This is a genomic window from Streptomyces sp. NPDC052064 (assembly GCF_055585925.1).
The window spans coordinates 380042-400216 of record NZ_JBVJJE010000006.1 but is presented as its reverse complement, the minus strand read 5'-3'; the positions used below and the strand labels follow the sequence as shown (position 1 = coordinate 400216).

The 20175-nt window shown below is 70.9% G+C and carries 18 protein-coding genes; 13 read left to right on the top strand and 5 right to left on the bottom strand.

Going from position 1 to position 20175, the window contains the following annotated elements; all coding sequences use genetic code 11:
- The first annotated feature begins 247 nt into the window (after nucleotides 1–247).
- From ACZ6TU_RS18945 to ACZ6TU_RS18935, 3 genes are all read left to right on the top strand, one after another.
- Entirely contained in the window at nucleotides 248–1360 is a 1113-nt protein-coding gene (locus ACZ6TU_RS18945) for a WD40/YVTN/BNR-like repeat-containing protein (RefSeq protein ID WP_469549681.1), read from the top strand.
- Between the two features lie 70 nt (nucleotides 1361–1430).
- On the top strand, nucleotides 1431–1754 hold the full coding sequence (locus ACZ6TU_RS18940; RefSeq protein WP_467670588.1) for a plasmid stabilization protein: 324 nt from the start codon (nucleotides 1431–1433) through the stop codon (nucleotides 1752–1754).
- 89 nt (nucleotides 1755–1843) lie between these two features.
- On the top strand, nucleotides 1844–2536 hold the full coding sequence (locus ACZ6TU_RS18935) for an endonuclease V (RefSeq protein ID WP_469549679.1): 693 nt from the start codon (nucleotides 1844–1846) through the stop codon (nucleotides 2534–2536).
- Here the strand turns inward: ACZ6TU_RS18935 and ACZ6TU_RS18930 are convergent.
- Nucleotides 2524–2718 carry a hypothetical protein gene (locus ACZ6TU_RS18930; RefSeq protein WP_467670592.1) on the bottom strand — a complete coding sequence of 65 codons (195 nt, stop codon included), beginning with the start codon at nucleotides 2716–2718 and terminating at the stop codon, nucleotides 2524–2526. The genes ACZ6TU_RS18935 and ACZ6TU_RS18930 overlap by 13 nt on opposite strands.
- Nucleotides 2719–2896: 178 nt before the next feature.
- On the opposite strand from ACZ6TU_RS18930, the gene mmpA reads away from it, so the two are divergent.
- Entirely contained in the window at nucleotides 2897–3043 is a 147-nt protein-coding gene (mmpA, locus tag ACZ6TU_RS18925; RefSeq protein WP_467670594.1) for a morphogenic membrane protein MmpA, read from the top strand.
- 5 nt (nucleotides 3044–3048) lie between these two features.
- Here mmpA and ACZ6TU_RS18920 read toward each other — a convergent pair whose 3' ends face one another.
- Entirely contained in the window at nucleotides 3049–4227 is a 1179-nt protein-coding gene (locus tag ACZ6TU_RS18920; RefSeq protein WP_467670596.1) for a saccharopine dehydrogenase family protein, read from the bottom strand.
- Between the two features lie 91 nt (nucleotides 4228–4318).
- Here ACZ6TU_RS18920 and ACZ6TU_RS18915 point away from each other — a divergent pair, with 91 nt between their 5' ends.
- The 4 genes from ACZ6TU_RS18915 to ACZ6TU_RS18900 all read left to right on the top strand — a co-directional run bounded on the left by ACZ6TU_RS18915 (nucleotide 4319) and on the right by ACZ6TU_RS18900 (nucleotide 9395).
- Entirely contained in the window at nucleotides 4319–4699 is a 381-nt protein-coding gene (locus ACZ6TU_RS18915; RefSeq protein WP_467670598.1) for an MmcQ/YjbR family DNA-binding protein, read from the top strand.
- A gap of 109 nt (nucleotides 4700–4808) precedes the next feature.
- Nucleotides 4809–5954 carry a CaiB/BaiF CoA transferase family protein gene (locus ACZ6TU_RS18910; RefSeq protein ID WP_467670600.1) on the top strand — a complete coding sequence of 382 codons (1146 nt, stop codon included), beginning with the start codon at nucleotides 4809–4811 and terminating at the stop codon, nucleotides 5952–5954.
- Nucleotides 5955–5965: 11 nt separating this feature from the next.
- Complete coding sequence (locus tag ACZ6TU_RS18905; protein ID WP_467670602.1) at nucleotides 5966–7180, top strand: acetyl-CoA C-acetyltransferase; 1215 nt, start codon at nucleotides 5966–5968, stop codon at nucleotides 7178–7180.
- A 34-nt stretch (nucleotides 7181–7214) separates the two neighbouring features.
- The gene (locus ACZ6TU_RS18900) at nucleotides 7215–9395 is read left to right on the top strand and encodes a 3-hydroxyacyl-CoA dehydrogenase NAD-binding domain-containing protein (RefSeq protein ID WP_467670604.1); all 2181 of its coding nucleotides are present in this window, start codon (nucleotides 7215–7217) and stop codon (nucleotides 9393–9395) included.
- Here the strand turns inward: ACZ6TU_RS18900 and ACZ6TU_RS18895 are convergent.
- Nucleotides 9387–10097, bottom strand: a complete 711-nt coding sequence (locus ACZ6TU_RS18895) for a MerR family transcriptional regulator (protein ID WP_469549673.1) — start codon at nucleotides 10095–10097, stop codon at nucleotides 9387–9389. The two genes, ACZ6TU_RS18900 and ACZ6TU_RS18895, sit on opposite strands and share 9 nt — an antisense overlap.
- 268 nt (nucleotides 10098–10365) lie before the next feature.
- On the opposite strand from ACZ6TU_RS18895, the gene ACZ6TU_RS18890 reads away from it, so the two are divergent.
- Nucleotides 10366–11832, top strand: coding sequence for an amino acid permease (locus ACZ6TU_RS18890; protein WP_467670608.1), 1467 nt, complete (start codon nucleotides 10366–10368; stop codon nucleotides 11830–11832).
- 42 nt (nucleotides 11833–11874) lie between these two features.
- On the top strand, nucleotides 11875–12354 hold the full coding sequence (locus ACZ6TU_RS18885; RefSeq protein WP_467670610.1) for a macro domain-containing protein: 480 nt from the start codon (nucleotides 11875–11877) through the stop codon (nucleotides 12352–12354).
- An 11-nt stretch (nucleotides 12355–12365) separates the two neighbouring features.
- Here ACZ6TU_RS18885 and ACZ6TU_RS18880 read toward each other — a convergent pair whose 3' ends face one another.
- Both ACZ6TU_RS18880 and ACZ6TU_RS18875 read right to left on the bottom strand, forming a co-directional pair.
- Nucleotides 12366–13259, bottom strand: coding sequence for an arginase family protein (locus tag ACZ6TU_RS18880; protein ID WP_467670612.1), 894 nt, complete (start codon nucleotides 13257–13259; stop codon nucleotides 12366–12368).
- 120 nt (nucleotides 13260–13379) lie between these two features.
- A complete protein-coding gene (locus tag ACZ6TU_RS18875) occupies nucleotides 13380–14921 on the bottom strand; it encodes a M1 family metallopeptidase (RefSeq protein ID WP_469549667.1) in 1542 nt (513 codons plus the stop codon).
- A gap of 200 nt (nucleotides 14922–15121) precedes the next feature.
- Here ACZ6TU_RS18875 and ACZ6TU_RS18870 point away from each other — a divergent pair, with 200 nt between their 5' ends.
- The 3 genes from ACZ6TU_RS18870 (at nucleotide 15122) to ACZ6TU_RS18860 (ending at nucleotide 20167) form a co-directional block, all read left to right on the top strand.
- Complete coding sequence (locus ACZ6TU_RS18870; RefSeq protein ID WP_469549665.1) at nucleotides 15122–17077, top strand: Xaa-Pro dipeptidyl-peptidase; 1956 nt, start codon at nucleotides 15122–15124, stop codon at nucleotides 17075–17077.
- A complete protein-coding gene (locus tag ACZ6TU_RS18865; protein ID WP_469549663.1) occupies nucleotides 17074–18360 on the top strand; it encodes a M14 family metallopeptidase in 1287 nt (428 codons plus the stop codon). The genes ACZ6TU_RS18870 and ACZ6TU_RS18865 overlap by 4 nt, the downstream gene beginning before the upstream one ends.
- 118 nt (nucleotides 18361–18478) lie before the next feature.
- The gene (locus ACZ6TU_RS18860; RefSeq protein ID WP_467671472.1) at nucleotides 18479–20167 is read left to right on the top strand and encodes a BCCT family transporter; all 1689 of its coding nucleotides are present in this window, start codon (nucleotides 18479–18481) and stop codon (nucleotides 20165–20167) included.
- Nucleotides 20168–20175: the final 8 nt, after the last annotated feature.

The following is a 20175-nucleotide window of genomic DNA, read 5'->3' as shown; positions in this document are numbered from 1 at the left end:
GCCTTGCTCCCTTGTGACGGCTGGACGGACTTCCGGGCGTATGAGACCGGGGCACTGGAAGAGACGACGGAATCAGCCGATCCGTGCACACGAATGGCGAGTGACCTCTGTCACCGCGTTCATGCACGGGAGTGACGTGGCTCTCCTCGTGTGCTCCGCAGGGCATTTGTGGCGCGCGCCGGAAACACCCGGAGCACCCGCGAGGCCATCTGGACGGCACCGGGGCGGTGGGCTAGCTTCGCCGGCCATGAGGCGCTTGGGGAGCACGCGACGGACGGGACGGACACGGAGCACGGCGACCGGAGTGGCGGCGGGCGCGGCGGCACTGGTCGCGCTCGCGGCCCTGACAGCCGTACCGGCGCAGGCGCACGAGCCGGAGCGCCGGGTGCCGCACTGGGAACTCAAGGACACCGGCACCCCGGCGGTACGGTTCCGCGGCCTGGCCGCCGTCAGCCGGAACACCGCTTGGCTCGCCGGGACCGGCGGCACCGTCCTGCGCACCACCGACGGCGGCGGCACCTGGCGGAACGTCTCGCCCCCGGGCGCGGCGGAATCGCAGTTCAGGGACGTCGAGGCGTTCGACGCGCGCCGGGCCGTGGTCCTGGCCATCGGCGAGGGCGAGGCGTCCCGTGTGTACCGCACCGACGACGGCGGAGCGACCTGGACGGAGTCCTTCCGCAACACCGACCCGAAGGCCTTCTACGACTGCCTCACCTTCTTCGACCACCGCCACGGCCTCGCGATGAGCGACCCGGTGGACGGAAAGTTCCGCATCCTGTCGACCCGCGACGGCGGCCGCACCTGGGCGGTACTGCCGGACGAGGGCATGCCGACCGCGCAGGAGGGCGAGGCCGGATTCGCCGCGAGCGGCCAGTGTCTGGTCACCTTTGGGCCGAAGGACGTCTGGCTCGCCACCGGCGGGGCCGTGCACGCACGCGTGCTGCACTCCGCCGACCGAGGGCGCACCTGGACGGCCACCGACACGTCCCTCCCGGCGGGTGACCCGGCCCGCGGCGTCTTCGCGCTGGCCTTCCGCGACCGCACTCACGGTCTCGCCGTCGGCGGCGACTTCACCCCCGGCCGGCCCTCACCGAACGCCGCCGCGCGCACCGGTGACGGCGGCCGCACCTGGCGCCCCGCCGCCGCGCCCCCGCCCGCCTACCGCTCCGGCGTCGCCTGGCTCCCGCACAGCCGCACCGCGGCCCTCGCCGTCGGCCCCACCGGCACCGATCTCACCACGGACGGCGGCCGCACCTGGCGCACGGTCGACACCGGCTCCTACGACACCGTCGACTGCACCCCGGACCAAGGGTGCTGGGCCGCCGGCGAAAAGGGGCGGGTTGCCCGCCTGGAGCATTGAGCGCGCGGTATGCCCTGATTGTTGGCAGTGTGGGTACTCGTTCACTGAAGCTGAAAGGAAGTGAGCGGTCATGCCACGCGGTTCGAGCTCCAAGCGGGAGCGCCAGTACGAGCACATCAAGAAGAGTGCGCAGGACCGGGGCGAGAGCACCGGCCGCGCCAAGGAAATCGCCTCGCGGACGGTGAACAAGGAACGCGCCCGCTCCGGCGAGTCGAAGACGGCCAGCCGCACCTCGACGAAGGACATGTCGTCCGGGCAGCGCGGCGGCCGGCGGTCGGGCCAGGGCTCCCAGGGCCCCACTTACGACCAGCTGTACCAGGAGGCCAAGCGCCGCGGCGTCGAGGGCCGTTCCAACATGAACAAGAGCCAGCTCCAGCGCGCGCTGGGCAAGTGAGTCGCACGCCCCCGAGGCCGGCGGGACTCCCGGGTCCCGTCGGCCTTCGCGCGGCCCGAAGGCTCAGCAGCCCATAGGCTCAGGGCACCATGACGACCGTACGCATCCCCGAGGACTGGCCCGCCACCGAGGAACAGGCCCGCGCAGTCCAGGACGAACTCCGCGAGCGCGTGATCCTCGACGAACCGGGGCCGCCGCCCGGAACGGGCACTGTGACGGGGGTCGACGTCGCCTACGACGACGAACGGGACGTCGTCGCGGCGGCCGCGGTCGTCCTGGACGCGTCGAGCCTCGACGCCGTCGCCGAGGCCACGGCCGTGGGCCGGGTCTCCTTCCCCTACGTGCCCGGACTGCTCGCCTTCCGCGAGATCCCCACGGTCCTCGCCGCCCTCGACGCCCTGCCGTGCCCGCCCGGCCTGGTGGTCTGCGACGGCTACGGCCTCGCCCACCCCCGCCGCTTCGGTCTCGCCAGCCACCTCGGCGTCCTGACCGGACTGCCCACGATCGGCGTCGCCAAGAATCCCTTCACCTTCGCCTACGACGACCCGGACACCCCCCGCGGCAGCACCTCGGCGCTGCTCGCCGGCTCCGAGGAGGTCGGCCGCGCCCTGCGCACGCGCGACGGCGTCAAGCCGGTCTTCGTCTCCGTCGGCCACCGCGTGACCCTGGCGAACGCCTGCGCCCACACCCTCGCGCTGACCCCCGAGTACCGCCTCCCGGAGACCACGCGCAGGGCGGACGCGGTGTGCCGGAAGGCGCTGCGGGAGACCTACTCCGTCTGATCGGTCACGCTCCAGCGGCCCACCTCGCGGTACTCCGAGTCATAGATGACAGACCCGTCCCCGGGCCGGAGCGCGTAGTGGCGCAGATTGCCGCCCCAGTACCTGAGGATCCGGCCCAGCTCGCCCGCCGGATCCTCGGTCAACGGCGCGTCGTCCATGCTGACTTCGAGAAGAAACTTCATGCCTTCAATGGTTTCATTGAACTCCTTTTTGGCACTTTTCGAGCTGTGGGCAGGAGCGGACGGCAGAAAGTCTCAAACCGGGGGAGGGGCCTGCGCGGGGCGGTGCGGTAGATCTGAGTACCGGCTCTGAGTACCTGTACGGATGCCCGGCCCCGCCCCGGTCGGCAGGCTGGGGGGCATGACAACGCACCGCGCCCCCAAGCCTGTTGCCGGCCAGACCCAGACCGTCGAGCGGGCCGTCACCATAGGGCTGATCCTCGCCGTGCTGGCGGGGCTCGGCTGGATCGCCGGGATGATCTACACCATCACCGAGTGGCCGCTGTAGGACCCTCAGCGGGTCGCCGCGACGCGGAAGCGGATGCCCGCCGCACGCAGCCGGCCGATCAGCGCGTCGCCCATCGCCACCGCCGTGGTGACCTGACCCGACGCCTTCGGAAGATCGTCGAAGGCCAGGCACAGCGCCGACTCGGCGAGCATCTTCGCCGTCTCGTCGTAGCCGGGATCGCCGCCCGAGACCTCCGTGTACACCCGTCGGCCGCCGCCCTCGCCCACGAAGCGCAGGGAGAACCAGCTCTTCGCCCGCTTCTCGGGGGTCGGCCCGTCCCCGGGCTTGAGCCGGCCGGCCAACCAGCTCCGCGCCGACGGCACCTGAGCCGCCGCCACCAGGGCTCCGACGGCCGCGACCCCGCCCACCGCGACGGGCAGGTGCCGGACGGCCGCGTACTGCCGGTAGCGGAAGTCCGGGCCGTACCGGTCGAGGGCCGCCGCCGAGCGCCGCACGATCTGCGGGTCGATCGTCGGCATCGGCAGCGCCCACGCGCCCACTTCCTTGGCGAACCGCGGCGCGCCCGCCGGTGCCGACGCCCGCCGGCCCACCAGCCGTGGCTCGTGCCGCCGCCGGTCCCGTGCGGCCGCCGCCATCTCCCGCTGCCGCGCGAACTGGTTGAGGGCGGAGGCGAAGGTCCCGCCCGAGAAGGCCGCGTCGGCGGTCACGAAGCCCTCCACGGTCAGCGGCACGTCCTCGGGCAGCTGCCGCACGGTGAAGTACACGCCCAGGTCGTGCGGGATCGAGTCGAAGCCGGCGGCGTGCACCAGCCGTGCCCCGGTCTCACGCGCGCGTGCGTCGTGCCGGACGTACATCAGGTCCACGAACTCGGGTTCGCCGCAGAGGTCGAGGTAGTCGGTCCCGGCGTCCGCGCAGGCGGCGACGAGCTCCTCGCCGTACGTCACGTACGGGCCGACCGTCGTGGCCACCACGCGCGCGTGCTCGGCGAGAGAGCGCACCGAGGCCGGGTCGGAGACGTCCGCCCGCAGCACCCCGACCTCCGCACCGCCGGGCAGCCGCTCCCGCAGCCGCTCCAGCTTCTCCGCGCTGCGGCCCGCGATCGCCCACCGCAGCCCGTCGGGCGCGTGGGCCGCGAGGTACTCGGCGGTGAGCGCTCCGGCGAAACTCGTGGCTCCGAAGAGCACGATGTCGTACGGACGGTCCGTCCTGTTCAGCCTGCTCATGACACCCCTCGGTCGTGCAGCCCGTGCCGCTGTCGGTGGCTGAGGCTAGCGTGAGGAGTGCGGAGCCCGACGACGAGCCCGGAGGACGACGATGGCCGTGCCCAGGAATGCCCTGAAGAAGTGGGAGAAAGTGCGCGCCTTCGCGCTGGGGCTGCCGGGTACCGTCGAGGAGTTCCCCTGGGGCGAGTCCGTCGCGAAGGTCAACAAGAAGGTGTTCGTCTTCCTCGGCGTCGAGGACGGCAGTTACCCCCTGGGTGTGACGGTGAAGCTCAAGGACGAGACGGCCCACGCGCACGCACTGGCCTGCCCCGGCGCCGAGCCCGCCGGATACGGCCTGGGCAAGGCGGGCTGGGTGAGCATCCCCCTGGAGCAGCGGGACGCCCCGGCCGCGGAGGTGCTCTGCGACTGGGTGGAGGAGAGCTACCGGGTGATCGCCCCGAAGCGGCTGATAGCGGAGCTGGACGGGAGCTGACTCGTCGGGCAGATTGCTAAGCGCTTGCTCGTTCCGGTCTTGTGCCGAGTGGGACGTGTTCTTAGCATCACTGGTGTTACATCAGTTGTGTCACAGCACTGGGGGCTGGATGACCACGGCAAGGACGCCAGGACACGGCCCGCTCTCCGGCGTGCGCGTCGTCGAGCTGGCCGGTATCGGGCCCGGCCCGTTCGCCGCCATGCTCCTGGCCGACCTCGGCGCCGACGTCGTGCGCGTGGACCGGCCCGGCGGCCCCGGCCTCGCGATCGACCCGGCGTACGACGTCACCAACCGCAACAAGCGCTCGGTGGTCGTCGACCTGAAGGCGCCGGACGGCCCTGCCCGGGTGCTCGACCTCGCCGCGCGGGCCGACATCCTGGTCGAGGGCTACCGCCCCGGTGTCGCCGAGCGCCTCGGTGTGGGACCCGAGCCGTGCCACGCCCGCAACCCGGCCCTCGTGTACGGCCGGATGACCGGCTGGGGCCAGGACGGCCCGCTCGCCGACCGCGCCGGGCACGACATCGCGTACATCGCCCCCACCGGAACGCTCGGCATGATCGGCCGGCCGGACGAGCCGCCGCCGGTCCCGGCCAACCTGCTCGGCGACTACGCGGGGGGCTCCCTCTACCTCGTCGTGGGCGTCCTCGCCGCCCTGCACCACGCCCGCGCGAGCGGCACCGGCCAGGTCGTCGACGCCGCCATCGTCGACGGTGTCTCCCACCTCGCCACGATGATCCACGGCATGCTCGCCGCCGGCGGCTGGCAGGACCGCCGCGGCGCCAACCTCCTGGACGGCGGCTGCCCGTACTACGGGACGTACGAGACGGCCGACGGCCGGTACATGGCCGTCGGCGCCCTGGAGCCGCAGTTCTACGAGGATTTCCTCGCCCTCCTCGGCATCGAGGACCAAGCCGCCGCCCGCAAGGACATCGCCCGATGGGGTGAGCTGCGCGAGCAGGTCGCCGGCCGCTTCAAGACCCGTACCAGGGACGAGTGGACGGCCGTCTTCGACGGCACCGACGCGTGCGTGGCGCCCGTGCTGTCGCTGCGCGAGGCACCGCACCACCCGCACCTGGCCGCCCGCGGCACCTTCACCGACCACGGCGGCATCACCCAGCCCGCCCCGGCCCCCCGCTTCTCCGCGACCCCGACCTCCGTCCGCACCGGTCCGGCCCGGCCCGGCGCCGACACGGCGGACGTCGCCCGGGACTGGGACCTCCCCGGGCCCCTACCGTCGTTCCGCAACCCTCAGTGAAAGGCCTCCTCGTGAGTACCGAAGCGTATGTGTACGACGCGATCCGCACCCCGCGCGGGCGTGGCAAGGCAGGCGGCGCCCTGCACGGCACCAAGCCCATCGACCTGGTCGTCGGACTCATCCACGAGATCCGCGCCCGCTTCCCCGGCCTGGACCCGGCAGCCGTGGACGACATCGTGCTCGGCGTCGTCGGCCCGGTCGGCGACCAGGGCTCCGACATCGCCCGGATCGCCGCCATCGCCGCGGGGCTGCCCGACACGGTGGCCGGCGTGCAGGAGAACCGCTTCTGTGCCTCTGGCCTGGAGGCCGTCAACCTGGCCGCCGCCAAGGTCCGTTCCGGCTGGGAGGACCTCGTCCTCGCGGGCGGTGTCGAGTCGATGTCCCGGGTGCCGATGGCCTCCGACGGCGGCGCCTGGTTCAACGACCCGATGACCAACCTCCAGGTCAACTTCGTGCCGCAGGGCATCGGCGCCGACCTCATCGCCACCGTCGAGGGGTTCTCCCGGCGGGACGTCGACGAGTACGCGGCCCTGTCCCAGGAGCGGGCGGCCACGGCCTGGAAGGAGGGTCGCTTCGAGAAGTCCGTCGTCCCGGTGAAGGACCGCAGCGGCCTCGTCGTCCTCGACCACGACGAGCACATGCGCCCCGGCACCACCGCCGACTCCCTCGCGAAGCTCAAGCCGTCCTTCGCGGACATCGGCGAACTCGGCGGCTTCGACGCGGTGGCGCTCCAGCAGTACCACTGGGTGGAGAAGATCGACCACGTCCACCACGCGGGCAACTCCTCCGGCATCGTCGACGGCGCCTCGCTCGTCGCGATCGGCTCCAGGGAGGTCGGCGAGCGCTACGGCCTCACGCCCCGTGCGCGGATCGTCTCCGCCGCCGTGTCCGGCTCCGAGCCGACCATCATGCTCACCGGCCCCGCCCCCGCCACCCGCAAGGCCCTCGCCAAGGCCGGACTCACCATCGACGACATCGACCTGGTCGAGATCAACGAGGCGTTCGCGGCGGTCGTGCTGCGCTACGCGCGGGACATGGGCCTGTCCCTGGACAAGGTCAATGTCAACGGCGGCGCGATCGCCCTGGGCCACCCCCTCGGCGCGACCGGCGCGATGATCCTCGGCACGCTCGTCGACGAACTGGAGCGCCAGGACAAGCGCTACGGCCTCGCCACGCTGTGCGTCGGCGGCGGCATGGGCGTCGCCACGATCGTCGAGCGCATCTGACCACCTCCCGACGGATCACACGGAGCACCTCCACATGAGCACTGAATCCACCACCATCCGCTGGGAACAGGACCGCACCGGCCTCGTCACCCTCGTCATCGACGACCCGAATCAGTCCGCGAACACCATGAACCAGGCGTTCCGCGACTCGCTCGCCGCCGTCACCGACCGCCTCGAGGCCGAGAAGGACACCATCCGGGGCGTCATCATCACCTCGGCCAAGAAGACCTTCTTCGCGGGCGGTGACCTGCGCGACCTGATCCGGATCACGCCCGAGACGGCCCAGGAGCTGTTCGACGGCGGCATGGCCATCAAGCGGAACCTGCGCCGCATCGAGACCCTCGGCAAGCCGGTCGTCGCCGCGCTCAACGGCGCGGCCCTCGGCGGCGGCTACGAGATCGCCCTGGCCTGCCACCACCGCGTCGCCCTCGACGCGCCCGGCTCGAAGATCGGCTGCCCCGAGGTGACCCTCGGCCTGCTGCCCGGAGGCGGCGGCGTCGTGCGCACCGTCCGCATGCTGGGCATCGCCGACGCGCTGCTGAAGGTCCTCCTGCAGGGCACCCAGTACAGCCCGCGCCGCGCCCTGGAGAACGGCCTCGTCGACGACGTGGCCACCACCCAGGAGGAACTCCTCGAAAAGGCCCGCGCCTTCATCGACGCCAACCCCGAGTCGCAGCAGCCCTGGGACAAGCCGGGGTACAGGATCCCGGGCGGCACCCCGGCCAATCCCAAGTTCGCGGCGAACCTGCCCGCCTTCCCGGCCACCCTGCGCAAGCAGACGAACGGCGCCCCCTACCCGGCCCCGCGCAACATTCTCGCGGCCGCCGTCGAGGGCTCCCAGGTCGATTTCGAGACCGCCCAGGTCATCGAGGCCCGCTACTTCGTGGAACTCGCCGCCGGCCAGACCTCGAAGAACATGATCCAGGCCTTCTTCTTCGACCTCCAGGCCGTCAACTCCGGCGCCAACCGCCCCAAGAGCATCGAACCCCGCCGGGTCCGCAGGGTCGCCGTCCTCGGCGCCGGGATGATGGGTGCGGGCATCGCCTACTCCTGTGCCCGCGCAGGCATCGACGTCGTCCTGAAGGACGTCTCCCTGGAGGCGGCCCTCAAGGGCAAGGGCTACTCCGAGAAGCTGTGCGCCAAGGCGGTCTCCCGGGGCCGTACCACCCAGGAGAAGGCGGACGCGCTGCTCGCCCGCATCACCCCCACCGCCGACGTGCAGGAGCTGGCGGGCTGCGACGCCGTCATCGAGGCCGTCTTCGAGGACACGTCCCTCAAGCACAAGGTGTTCCAGGAGATCCAGCACGTCGTGGCGCCCGACGCGCTGCTGTGCTCCAACACCTCCACCCTGCCCATCACCGCGCTCGCCGAAGGCGTGGAGCGCCAGGCCGACTTCATCGGACTGCACTTCTTCTCGCCCGTCGACAAGATGCCGCTCGTCGAGATCATCAAGGGCGAGCGCACGGGGGAGGAGGCCCTGGCCCGCGCCTTCGACCTGGTCCGGCAGATCAACAAGACCCCGATCGTCGTGAACGATTCGCGCGGCTTCTTCACCTCCCGCGTCATCGGGCACTTCATCAACGAGGGCGTCGCCATGGTCGGCGAGGGCATCGAGCCCGCGTCGGTCGAACAGGCCGCCGCCCAGGCGGGCTACCCGGCCAAGGTGCTGTCCCTGATGGACGAGCTGACGCTGACGCTGCCCCGCAAGATCCGCGGCGAGACGCAGCGCGCCGTGGAGGAGGCGGGCGGCACCTGGACGGCCCACCCCGCCGAGTCCGTCATCGACCGCATGGTCGACGAGTTCGGCCGCACGGGCCGCAGCGGCGGCGCCGGCTTCTACGACTACGGGGAGAACGGCAAGCGCACCGGACTCTGGCCGGGCCTGCGTGAGCACTTCATGAAGCCCGGGTATCGGATCCCGTTCGAGGACATGCAGGAGCGCATGCTGTTCTCCGAGGCGCTGGACACCGTCCGGCTGCTGGAGGAGGGCGTGCTGACCTCCGTCGCCGACGCCAACATCGGCTCCATCTTCGGCATCGGCTTCCCGGGCTGGACCGGCGGCGTGCTCCAGTACATCAACGGCTACGCGGGGGGCCTGCCCGGATTCGTGGCACGCGCGCGTGAACTCGCCGAGCGCTACGGCGACCGGTTCACGCCGCCCGCCCTGCTGGTGGAGAAGGCGGAGAAGGGGGAGCGGTTCAGCGACTCAGCCTGACTCTTCCGATGGCTCGGCGAGCCATTCGCCCAGCTCTTCCTTCAGCGACCGCTGAAAGGCCGTGAGGAGCGCCTGCACCACCAGGGGGTGCATGTGCGCCGACAGGGACCGCACGTCCCGCGCGTCACGTTCCGCCACCTCGCCGCGGAAGAGCTGGGAGAGTTCACGTGCCGCGGCGCGCGAGTGTTCGATGAGAACCTTGCGCGCCGCGAAGATCGCCTCCTGGGAGAGCGGCACGTCCAGCAGCCCGACGCCCAGCCGGAGCAGACCGAGATCGGCTTCGTACCCGCCGTCCGCAGGCCGGAGCACGCCCATCGCGACCAGCCGCTCGACATCCTCGTCACCCAGCGGCTGCCCGGCCCGCCGCTCCAGCTCCTCCCGCGTGACCGTCTCGACGGCGTCCGGCGCCCAGGAGGCCACCACCGCCCGGTGAACGGCGAGGTCGCGCTCGCTCAGGTCCGGCGGCAACTGGCGCAGATAGCGCTCGATGCCCGCCAGCGTCATGCCCTGGTGCTGCAACTCCTCGATCAGCGCCAACCGGGCCAGGTGCTCCCGCCCGTAGTGCCCCACGCGCCGGGGACCGAGCACCGGCGGCGGCAGCAGCCCCTTCGTGCCGTAGAAACGGACCGTGCGCACCGTGACACCGGCCCGGGCGGCCAGTTCGTCGATCGTGAGGGTCGGTTCCTCGGTGTCGGTCGTCATGTGCAGCAGTATCGCTGTCTCACCAGTGCTGTGAAACCTCGTCCGCATCCCTTCGGACCATGAAGTGAATGTCGGGTAGCGGCTGTGCCTCTCCCTGGTGGACCTTGTAAGGAGTGACGCTCTATGACGCTCGTCACCGTGTGCGAGCGAATCGGTGTGGGAAGGTGCTGCCTCGGTCTGTGCCGCGTCACAAGGGTGGTACGGGCCACTGCACTGTACGGACCCCGGGCCCACGACGTCCGGGGCGATCCAGAGAGTGGAACCACCCGTGAGCAAGGACGCCGTGAACACGGCTGCGGTCACGCCGCGTACCGATGCGGCCCAGGTGCCCGCGGACGCGGGCGACGCCGGCTACAGCAAGGGCCTCAAGGCCCGCCACGTCAACATGATCGCCATCGGCGGGGCCATCGGCACCGGCCTCTTCCTCGGCGCCGGCGGTCGCCTCCACGACGCGGGACCGGCGCTGGCGATCGCCTACCTGGTCTGCGGCATTTTCGCCTTCTTCGTGGTCAGAGCCCTCGGCGAGCTCGTCCTCTACCGCCCCTCCTCGGGCTCCTTCGTGTCGTACGCGCGCGAGTTCCTCGGCGAGAAGGGCGCCTACGTCGCCGGCTGGATGTATTTCCTGAACTGGTCGACCACCGGCATCGCCGACATCACCGCGATCGCGCTCTACACGCACTACTGGAGCCTGTTCACCGACATCCCGCAGTGGGTGCTCGCGCTGGCCGCCCTCGCGGTCGTGCTGGCCGTGAACCTGATCTCGGTGAAGATCTTCGGCGAGATGGAGTTCTGGTTCTCGATCATCAAGGTCGCCACGCTCGTCGGCTTCATGTTCATCGGCATCTTCCTGCTCGCCACCCAGCACGAGGTGGGCGGCCAGACGCCGGGCATGAGCGTGATCATGGACAACGGCGGCGTCTTCCCGCACGGCATGATGCCCGTCGTCCTGGTCATGCAGGGCGTGATCTTCGCGTACGCCGCACTGGAGCTCGTCGGCGTCGCCGCGGGCGAGACCGCCGAGCCGGAGAAGGTCGTCCCGCGCGCGGTGAACTCGATCATGTGGCGGGTCGGTCTCTTCTACGTCGGCTCGGTCGTCCTGCTGGCCCTCCTGCTCCCTGGCTCGGTCTACTCGGCCGACCAGAGCCCCTTCGTCACGGTGCTGTCGAAGATCGGCGTCCCGGCGGCGGGCGACGTGATGAACCTGGTGGTCCTCACGGCCGCGATGTCCTCGCTGAACTCGGGCCTGTACTCCACGGGCCGCATCCTGCGCTCGATGGCGATGGCCGGTTCCGCGCCGAAGTTCACCGCCCTCATGAACCGCAGCCAGGTCCCCTACGGCGGCATCCTGCTGACCTGCGCGGTGTGCGTGCTGGGTGTCGGCCTGAACTTCCTCGTGCCGGCCCAGGCCTTCGAGATCGTGCTGAACGTCGCCTCGCTCGGCATCATCAGCACCTGGGTGATCATCATGATCTGCCACCTGGTCTTCGTCCGCCGCGCCAAGGCGGGCCTGGTCGACCGGCCCTCCTTCCGCCTCCCCGGCAGCCCGGTCACGGAGATCACCACGATCGCCTTCCTGCTGGCCTGCCTCGGCATGATGTGGAACGACCCGGAGGTCGGCCGCAAGACGCTGCTGCTCATCCCGCTGATCGCGGCCATGCTGGTCGCGGGCTGGTTCGGCATCCGCCGCCGGGTGTCGCAGACGGCCGACCAGGAGCTGTCGCAGCTCACGAAGTAGCGGGCCGGGGCCGCTGTCAGTGGCAGGGCCTACGGTGGCGTCATGTCGGGGATCAGGTATGTCCGGGGTGACGCCACCGTTCCATCGGTGAAGGGCGTCAAGGTCATCGCCCATGTCTGCAACGACCTCGGGGGCTGGGGCAAGGGTTTCGTCCTGGCGATATCGCGTCGCTGGCCCGAGCCGGAGGCGGCGTACCGGGCGTGGCACCGCGGCCGCGCGGGGAACGACTTCGGGCTGGGCGCGGTGCGGTTCGTGCAGGTCGAGCCGTACGTGTGGGTGGCCAACATGATCGGCCAGCGCGGCACCAGGACCGGCAGCAAGGGCGTCCCCGTCCGCTACGAGGCGATCGACACGGCGCTGGGGACACTGGCCGAGCGGGCCGGTGAACTGGGCGCGACCGTCCACATGCCCCGTATCGGCTGCGGTCTCGCCGGCGGCAAGTGGTCCCGGGTCGAACCGCTGATCGAGGAGCGGCTGATACGGCGGGGGATACCGGTGACGGTGTACGACCACGGGGACTGACCGGCCCCGGTTCAGCCCTCGCCATCCCTGTCGAACGCCCGCACCAGACAGTCGCTGAGGCGCTGCGCGATCGCCCCGTCGGGATCCAGACGGGGGTTGAAGATCGCCACATCGAGGCCGACGGCACCGCCGCCGGACAGCGCCGTGCGCAGGACGGTCTCCAGCTCCTGCCAGGTCAGCCCGTCCGGGAGCCGGTAGTCGACGGCGGGCATGACCGCGTCGTCCAGTACGTCGACGTCGAGGTGGATCCAGTACCCGGCGCCCGCGCCGTCGCCGGTCAGCAGCCCGACCGCGCGCCGGGCCGCCTCGCCCGCACCCAGGGCGCGCACCGTGTCCAGCTCCAGCGCGTGCAGCGCGGACGGCAGCGGCTGCATCCCGTACCCCGCGGACTCCTCCGCGTCCCGGAAGCCCAGCGCGACGACGTCCTGGCCCTGCACCAGCGGGCCCCGGCCCTCCAGGTCGGCCAGCACGCGCGGGCCGCGCCCGGTGGCCAGGGCGAGTTCCATGGAGGCCACCTCACCGGCCGGCTCCGCCGACGGCTGGTAGAAGTCGGTGTGCCCGTCGAGGAACAGCAGCCCGTGCCGGCCCCGGCGGCGCAGCGCGAGCAGGTTGCCGAGCAGCACGCTGCAGTCGCCGCCCAGGACGACGGGGAACCGGCCGTCGTCGAGGACACCGCCTACGGTGTCTGCCAGCGCGGTGGAGTATGCGGCGATGCCGCCGGGGTTCAGGACCCCGGTGTCCGGGTCCCGCTCCGGGGCGTACGGGGGTGGTTCGACCCGCCCCGCACGCACCGCACCCAGCCCTTGGGCCAACCCGGCCCCGAGCAACGCGTCCGGCAGCTCCTCGACGCCGGTCGGCCGCAGCCCGAGTACGGACGGTGCCTCGATGATCGCCACGTTCCGCACGCCGGGCTCCTTCGTGTCAGCCGTCGGCTCCTTGGCTCAGCCGTCGGTCCACGCCGGGCCGGGCCCACGCGCCCGGCGCGCATGGGCCCACCGTAGACCGCGGGGCGGGGCCGCGGCGCGTCAGCGCACGTGCTCCCCGTGGTGTCCGTGCTCCCCGTGGTTCGCACCCGCGTGCTCGTGCACACCGTTCGTCGCCGCGATCTTCTTCCACGACTTCGGCTGCGCCACCGCCCCGCCGGCCTTCGCAACCGCCGCGGCCCGAGCCGCCGGCACCCCCGGCTTCGACGGCTGGTACAGCCATGTGTCGAACAGGGCGGCCAGGGGCTTGCCCGACACCTCCTCGGCGTACCTCTGGAAGTCGGCGACCGACGCGTTGCCGTGGGCGTTCTTCCGCGGCCAGCCCTTGAGGATCGCGAAGAAGGCCTCGTCACCGATCTCGTTGCGCAGCGCCTGGACGGCCAGCGCGCCCCGGTCGTACACCGCGATGTCGAACTGCTTCTCCGGCCCCGGGTCCCCGGGCTTCACCGTCCAGAACGGGTCGTCGGCAGAGCGCGAGGCGTACACGTAGTCGGCGAGTTCCTGCGCCGTGCCCTCGCCCTCGTGCTCGGACCACAGCCACTGCGCGTACCGCGCGAAGCCCTCGTTGATCCAGATGTCCTTCCAGCGCTTGAGCGACACGTCGTCCCCGTACCACTGGTGCGCCAGCTCATGGACGACGAGGGACACGCTCGACCCGTTCGCGAACTGCCGCGGGCTGTAGAACGGCCGGGTCTGGGTCTCCAGCGCGTACCCGGTGGTGGTGTTGGGGACGTACCCGCCGAGCGCGTTGTAGGGGTACGGCCCGAAGTAACCGGTCAGCCAGTCGGCGATCTCCCCGGTCCGCTCGATGCTCGCCCGCGCCGCGCCGGCGTGGCCGCCCAGGTCCTTGCTGTAGGCGTTGAGGACCGGAATGCCGCTCTCGGTCGTGCCGGTCGTGATGTCGAACTTCCCGACCGCGAGCGTGGCGAGGTACGTGGTCTGCGGCTTGTCGGAGCGCCAGTTCCAGCGGGTCCAGCCGAGGCGTGAACTCGTCGACTGGAGCGTGCCGTTCGAGATGGCCTGCGTGCCGTCCGGGACCAGCACGGACACGTCGTAGGTGGCCTTGTCGAGCGGGTGGTCGTTGCTCGGGAACCACCACGCCGCCGCCTCGGGCTCGTTCGCCGCGACGCCCCCGTCCGGCGTGCGGTGCCAGCTGGTGAAGCCGTACGCCTTCTTCGACGACGGCACGCCGCGGTAGCGCACGACGACCGTGACGGGCGTGCCCTTGGCCAGCGGGTTCTTCGGCGTGATCTCCAGCTCGTGTTCGCCCGACGTCCGGAACGACGCCTTCGCGCCGTTGACGCGCACCTCGCCGACGTCCAGCAGGAAGTCCAGGTTGAAGCTCGACAGGTCCTGCGTGGTGCGGGCCACGAGGGTCGCCGTGCCCTCGAGTTCGTCCGTGGCCGGCTGGTACTTCAGCCTGAGGTCGTAGTGGGAGACGTCGTATCCGCCGTTGCCGTAGGCCGGGTAGTAGGGGTCACCGATACCCGGTGCGCCGGGGGAGTGGGGCGCGGCCGACGCCGGGATCGCCAGCAGGAGAACGGCCGCGGCCAGGGCTCCCGGCGCGATGATTCTGCGGTGCACGCAAAACTCCAAGTCGTAGGGTCCCGAGTCTGTCCGGAGCTTATTGACTTCCTGTCCCCCTGATCATGTCCATGGCCTCTGATGTCACACGATCGCCATTCGGCCGACATGAGACACCGGACCCATGGGTCCATGCCGGACACGCCGCTCCGTCAGCTGCCCTCTTCTGAACAGGAGTTCACCGATGTAGCGTCCGCCGCATGCCGAAACGCACGCGCTTCACGACCTGGAGACCGCTCGCGACGGCGGCCACGGCCGCCCTGTTGGCCTCACTGCTCACCCCCGCCGTGGCGGACGCCGCCCCGCGCGAGAGCCGTCCTGTCCACTCGTACGACCACGCCATCCGTGAGGCCGTCTGGGTGGACACCGGACTCGACGGCGACCGCGACGGCACGGCCGACCGGGTCGCCGTGGACATCGTCCGCCCCCGCGAACCCGCACAGGAGGGCCGCAAGGTCCCCGTCATCATGGACGCCAGCCCGTACTACTCCTGCTGCGGGCGCGGCAACGAGAGCCAGAAGAAGACGTACGACGCGAACGGCGACGTCAAGCAGATGCCGCTGTACTACGACAACTACTTCGTGCCCCGCGGCTACGCCTTCGTCGGCGTCGACCTGGCCGGAACCAATCGCTCCGACGGTTGTGTCGACGTCGGCGGCCGCTCCGACATCCAGTCCGCCAAGGCCGTCGTCGACTGGCTCAACGGCCGGGCCAAGGCCTACACGACCCGCACCGGCACCACCCGTGCCAAGGCCGCCTGGACCAACGGCAGGACAGGCATGATCGGCAAGAGCTGGGACGGCACCATCGCCAACGGCGTCGCCGCGACCGGCGTCGAGGGCCTGAAGACCATCGTCCCGATCAGCGCCATCTCCTCCTGGTACGACTACTACTTCCAGCAGGGCGCCCCGCTCTACGACTCCGGCCCCGAATGGCTGTCCGACTACGTCAACAGCCCCGACGCCCGCGCCAAGTGCGCCGCCGTGCAGCAGAAGCTCGTCGACGGAGCCCCGCGCACCGGCGACTGGACCCCGCTGTGGAGCGAGCGCGACTACGTCAAGGCCGCGCGGAAGGTCAAGGCCAGCGTCTTCCTCGTGCACGGCGTGCAGGACCTCAACGTGCGTATGAAGCACGTCGGACAGTGGTGGGACGCCCTCGCGAAGAACGGCGTCGAGCGCAAGATCTGGCTCTCCCGGACGGGCCACGTGGACCCCTTCGACTTCCGCCGCGCCACCTGGGTCGACACCCTCCACCGCTGGTTCGACCACGAACTCATGGGCTACGAGAACGGCATCGACCGCGAACCCATGGCCGACATCGAACGCCGGCCCGACCAGTGGACCACCTCGAAGACCTGGCCGCCGAACGGTACCCGGGCCGCCACCCTGCGCCCCGACCGAGGCTCCCAGGCAGGGGTCGGCGCCCTCGGCCTGCACCGCGGCCATGGCACCGAGACCTTGACCGACGACCCGAAGCTGAGCGAGACCGACTGGGCCGCGCAGATCGACAAGTCGACACCGGAGAAGGCCGGTTTCGTCACCCGGCCGCTCACCCGTGACCTGCGCCTGTCCGGCTCCTCCGAGGTCACCGTCACCGCGACGCCCTCCACCCCGACGGCCCACCTCTCCGCCGTCCTCGTGGACATCGGACCGGCCACCATCCGCGACTACGCCGACGCGGGCGAGGGCATCACCACCCTCACCGGCCGCACCTGCTGGGGCGCGAGCACCACCGGCGACAGCTCCTGCTTCAAGGAGACGAAGGCGAAGACCGCCGATGTCGACTACACGATCGTCAGCCGCGGCTGGGCCGACCTCGGCAACCACGCCTCCGACCTGAAGGGCGCCCCGCTCACCCCGGGCAAGCGGTACACGATCACCCTCGACCTGGCGGCGACCGACCACGTCGTCCCCAAGGGCCATCGCCTGGCGCTGATCGTCGCGGGCACCGACAAGGGCCTCATCGAGCCTCCCGCGGACAAGCCCAAGCTGACCGTCGACCTGTCCCGCACCTCGGCTCGCGTGCCGTTCGTCGGCGGGGCCACCGCCTTCGCCCGCGCCACCGCGGGCGCCGCGACCGCCACGCCCGACGCCGCGCTCCTGGACGGCGTACGGGATCCGCACACCGCTCACCGCGTCCCGGAGGGAAGCCAGTGACCCGCTGCACGACCCGAGTCGGCGCCCTGACCCTGATCGCCGCGGCCGTCACCGCATCCCTGGTCGCCCTCCCGGCCCAGGCCGCCACCGACTCCCCGCCCCGCACCGGCTTCGAGCAGACGAACGGCGCCCGCTGGACCACCCAGCCCGAGGAACAGGACTTCCTCAAAGCCGTCGACCGGTCGAGCAGCCGCGTCTCCATGACCCGCTTCGGTACGACGAAGCAGGGCCGCCCGCTCCAACTGGTCCGGATCGGCACCCGACCGACGCCCAACAAGGTGCTGCTCGTGTGCAGCCAGCACGGCGACGAACCCTCCGGCCGCGAAGCCTGTCTGACCACTGTCCGCGACCTCGCGTACGCCCGCGACAGCCGCACCCGGCGCTTCCTTGACCGCACCACGGTCCTCGTCGTACCCACCGCCAACCCCGACGGCCGGGCCGCCGGCACCCGGGGCAACAGCGACGGCGTGGACATCAACCGCGACCACCTCGCGCTCCGGACCGCCGAGGGCCGGGCGCTGGCCGAGCTCATCCGCGACCAGCGCCCCGACCTCGTCTACGACCTGCACGAGTACGGCGCCACGCCCCCGTACTACGACAAGGACCTCTTCGACCTGTGGCCGCGCAACCTCAACACCCACGAGGCGGTCCACGACGAGGCGAAGACCCTCTCCGAGGCGTACGTCCGCCCCGCGGCGCAGCGGGCAGGCCACTCGACCGGCACCTACGGCATCTGGACCGACCCCGAGACCGGCGAGCCGATCAAGCAGGTCGCGGGAGACGGCCAGGAGCGCATTTTGCGCAATATGTCCGGTATCAAACACGGGATCGGACTGCTCATCGAGAGTCGCGTGGACCCGCTCACCGATGCCGAGAAGGCGGACGAGGCGCTGAACAACCGCCGCCGGGTGACCTCTCAACTGGACGCGCTGGGGGGCCTGTTCGGATACGCCGACCAGCGCCGCGGTGCGGTCGAGGCGGCGACGGGCAGGGCCCGGCTCGCGGGGTACGCCACCGCCGGCCCCGTCTACGTCGGCGGCGCCGACAACGACGCACCCGAACCCGCCGAGGTGATCCAGGACCCGCCCTGCGGCTACCGGCTCACGGCCGCGCAGTACGCCGAGGTGGGAGACGAACTCGCGCTGCACGGTGTGCGCGTACGCCGGGACGCGGAGGGCGCGCTCGTCCCCCTGCGTCAGCCCCTGCGGGCGCTCGTGCCGCTGCTGCTCGACGAGCGCGGTACGTACCACCTGACGGCAGCGAAACCGGAAACGCAATGTTGAGGGGGGTGAAATTGCGCCACACGTGGTAGGGGCGTTACGGAGGACTTAGGTTCCTCCTACGACCCGATGAAAGGTGCCGCCTGTGACGCACGACCGACCAAGTGAGAGCGACGACCAAGTGGGGGCCGCGCTTCCGGGTTCGGAAGCGGGCCTCCCCGGTCAGGAACGTCCTAAAACCGACCGAATTGTCTTCGGGGTTACGGCCGTGCTCACCCTCGCCTTCGTGGTCTGGGGAGCCGCGGCGACCGACTCGCTCGAAGATGTCTCCACCAGCATGCTCGGCGGGCTGATGCACAACGGCGGCTGGGCGTTCATGCTCGCGGCCTCCGGCTTCGTCGTGTTCGCCCTGTGGCTCGCGATCAGCCGCTACGGCCGAATCCACCTCGGCGCGGAGGGCGAGGAGCCCGAGTTCCGCACGGTGTCCTGGGTCGCGATGATGTTCAGCGCGGGCATGGGTATCGGCCTGATGTTCTACGGCGTGAGCGAGCCGCTGTCGCACTACGGCACGCCTCCGCCGGGATCCAACCCGGCCGACTCCGGCGATCGCATGGAGACGGCCATGGCCACCACCCTGTTCCACTGGACACTCCACCCCTGGGCGATCTACGCCGTGGTGGGCCTCGCCATCGCCTACAGCACCTTCCGCAGGCGCCGCCGGCAGACCATCAGCGCCGTCTTCACCCCGCTGATCGGCAAGAAGAACGCCAACGGCGGCATCGGCCGGGCCATCGACATCCTCGCGATCATCGCGACCGTCTTCGGCTCGGCCGCCTCCCTGGGACTCGGCGCGCTCCAGATCGGCTCCGGTGTGCAGGAGCTGAAGTGGATGGACAAGGTGAGCACCGGGCTGCTCGTCACGATCATCGCGGTGCTGACCCTGGCCTTCGTCGCGTCCGCGATCTCCGGTGTGGAGAAGGGCATCCAGTGGCTGTCCAACACCAACATGGTGCTGGCGCTGGTGCTCGCCCTGTTCGTGTTCGTGGCGGGTCCGACCATCATCGTCCTCGACCTGCTGCCCACCTCCGTCTTCGCCTACCTCGGCGACCTGCCCCAGCTGGCCGGCCGGACCGAGGCGAGCGGCGGCAAGGGCGTCGCCGACTGGCTCAGCAGCTGGACGGTCTTCTACTGGGCGTGGTGGATCTCCTGGACGCCGTTCGTCGGCATGTTCATCGCCCGCATCAGCCGGGGCCGCACGATCCGCCAGTTCGTCGGCGGTGTCATCCTCGTGCCCAGCACCGTCAGCCTGATCTGGTTCGCGATCTTCGGTGGCTCGGCGATGAAGATGCAGGAGCAGGGGCAGCTCGGCAAGGAGGCCACCCCGGAGGGGCAGCTCTTCGGCGTGCTCCAGCAGTTCCCCATCGCGACCGCCACGAGCCTGCTCGTGATGGTCCTCGTCGGCATCTTCTTCGTCTCGGGTGCCGACGCGGCCTCGATCGTCATGGGCACCCTGTCGCAGAAGGGCGCGCTCGAACCGGGCCGGTTCGTGGTGGTGTTCTGGGGCGTGGTCACCGGTGCGGTGGCCGCGATCATGCTCCTGGTCGGCAGCGGCCAGGGCGACGCGCTGACCGGTCTGCAGAACCTCACGATCCTCGCGGCGGCGCCGTTCGTCATCGTGATGATCTTCATGTGCATCGCCCTGATGCGCGACCTTCGCCGCGACCCGGTGATCGTGCGTGAGCAGATGGGATCCGAGGCCGTCGAAATGGCCGTCATGGAAGGCCACAAGAAGTACGACGGCGAGTTCGAGTTCCGCGTCGGCCCGGGCCGCGGCCCGGACGTGGAGGGAGACCCGATCGGCAAGCACTGACCCGACCG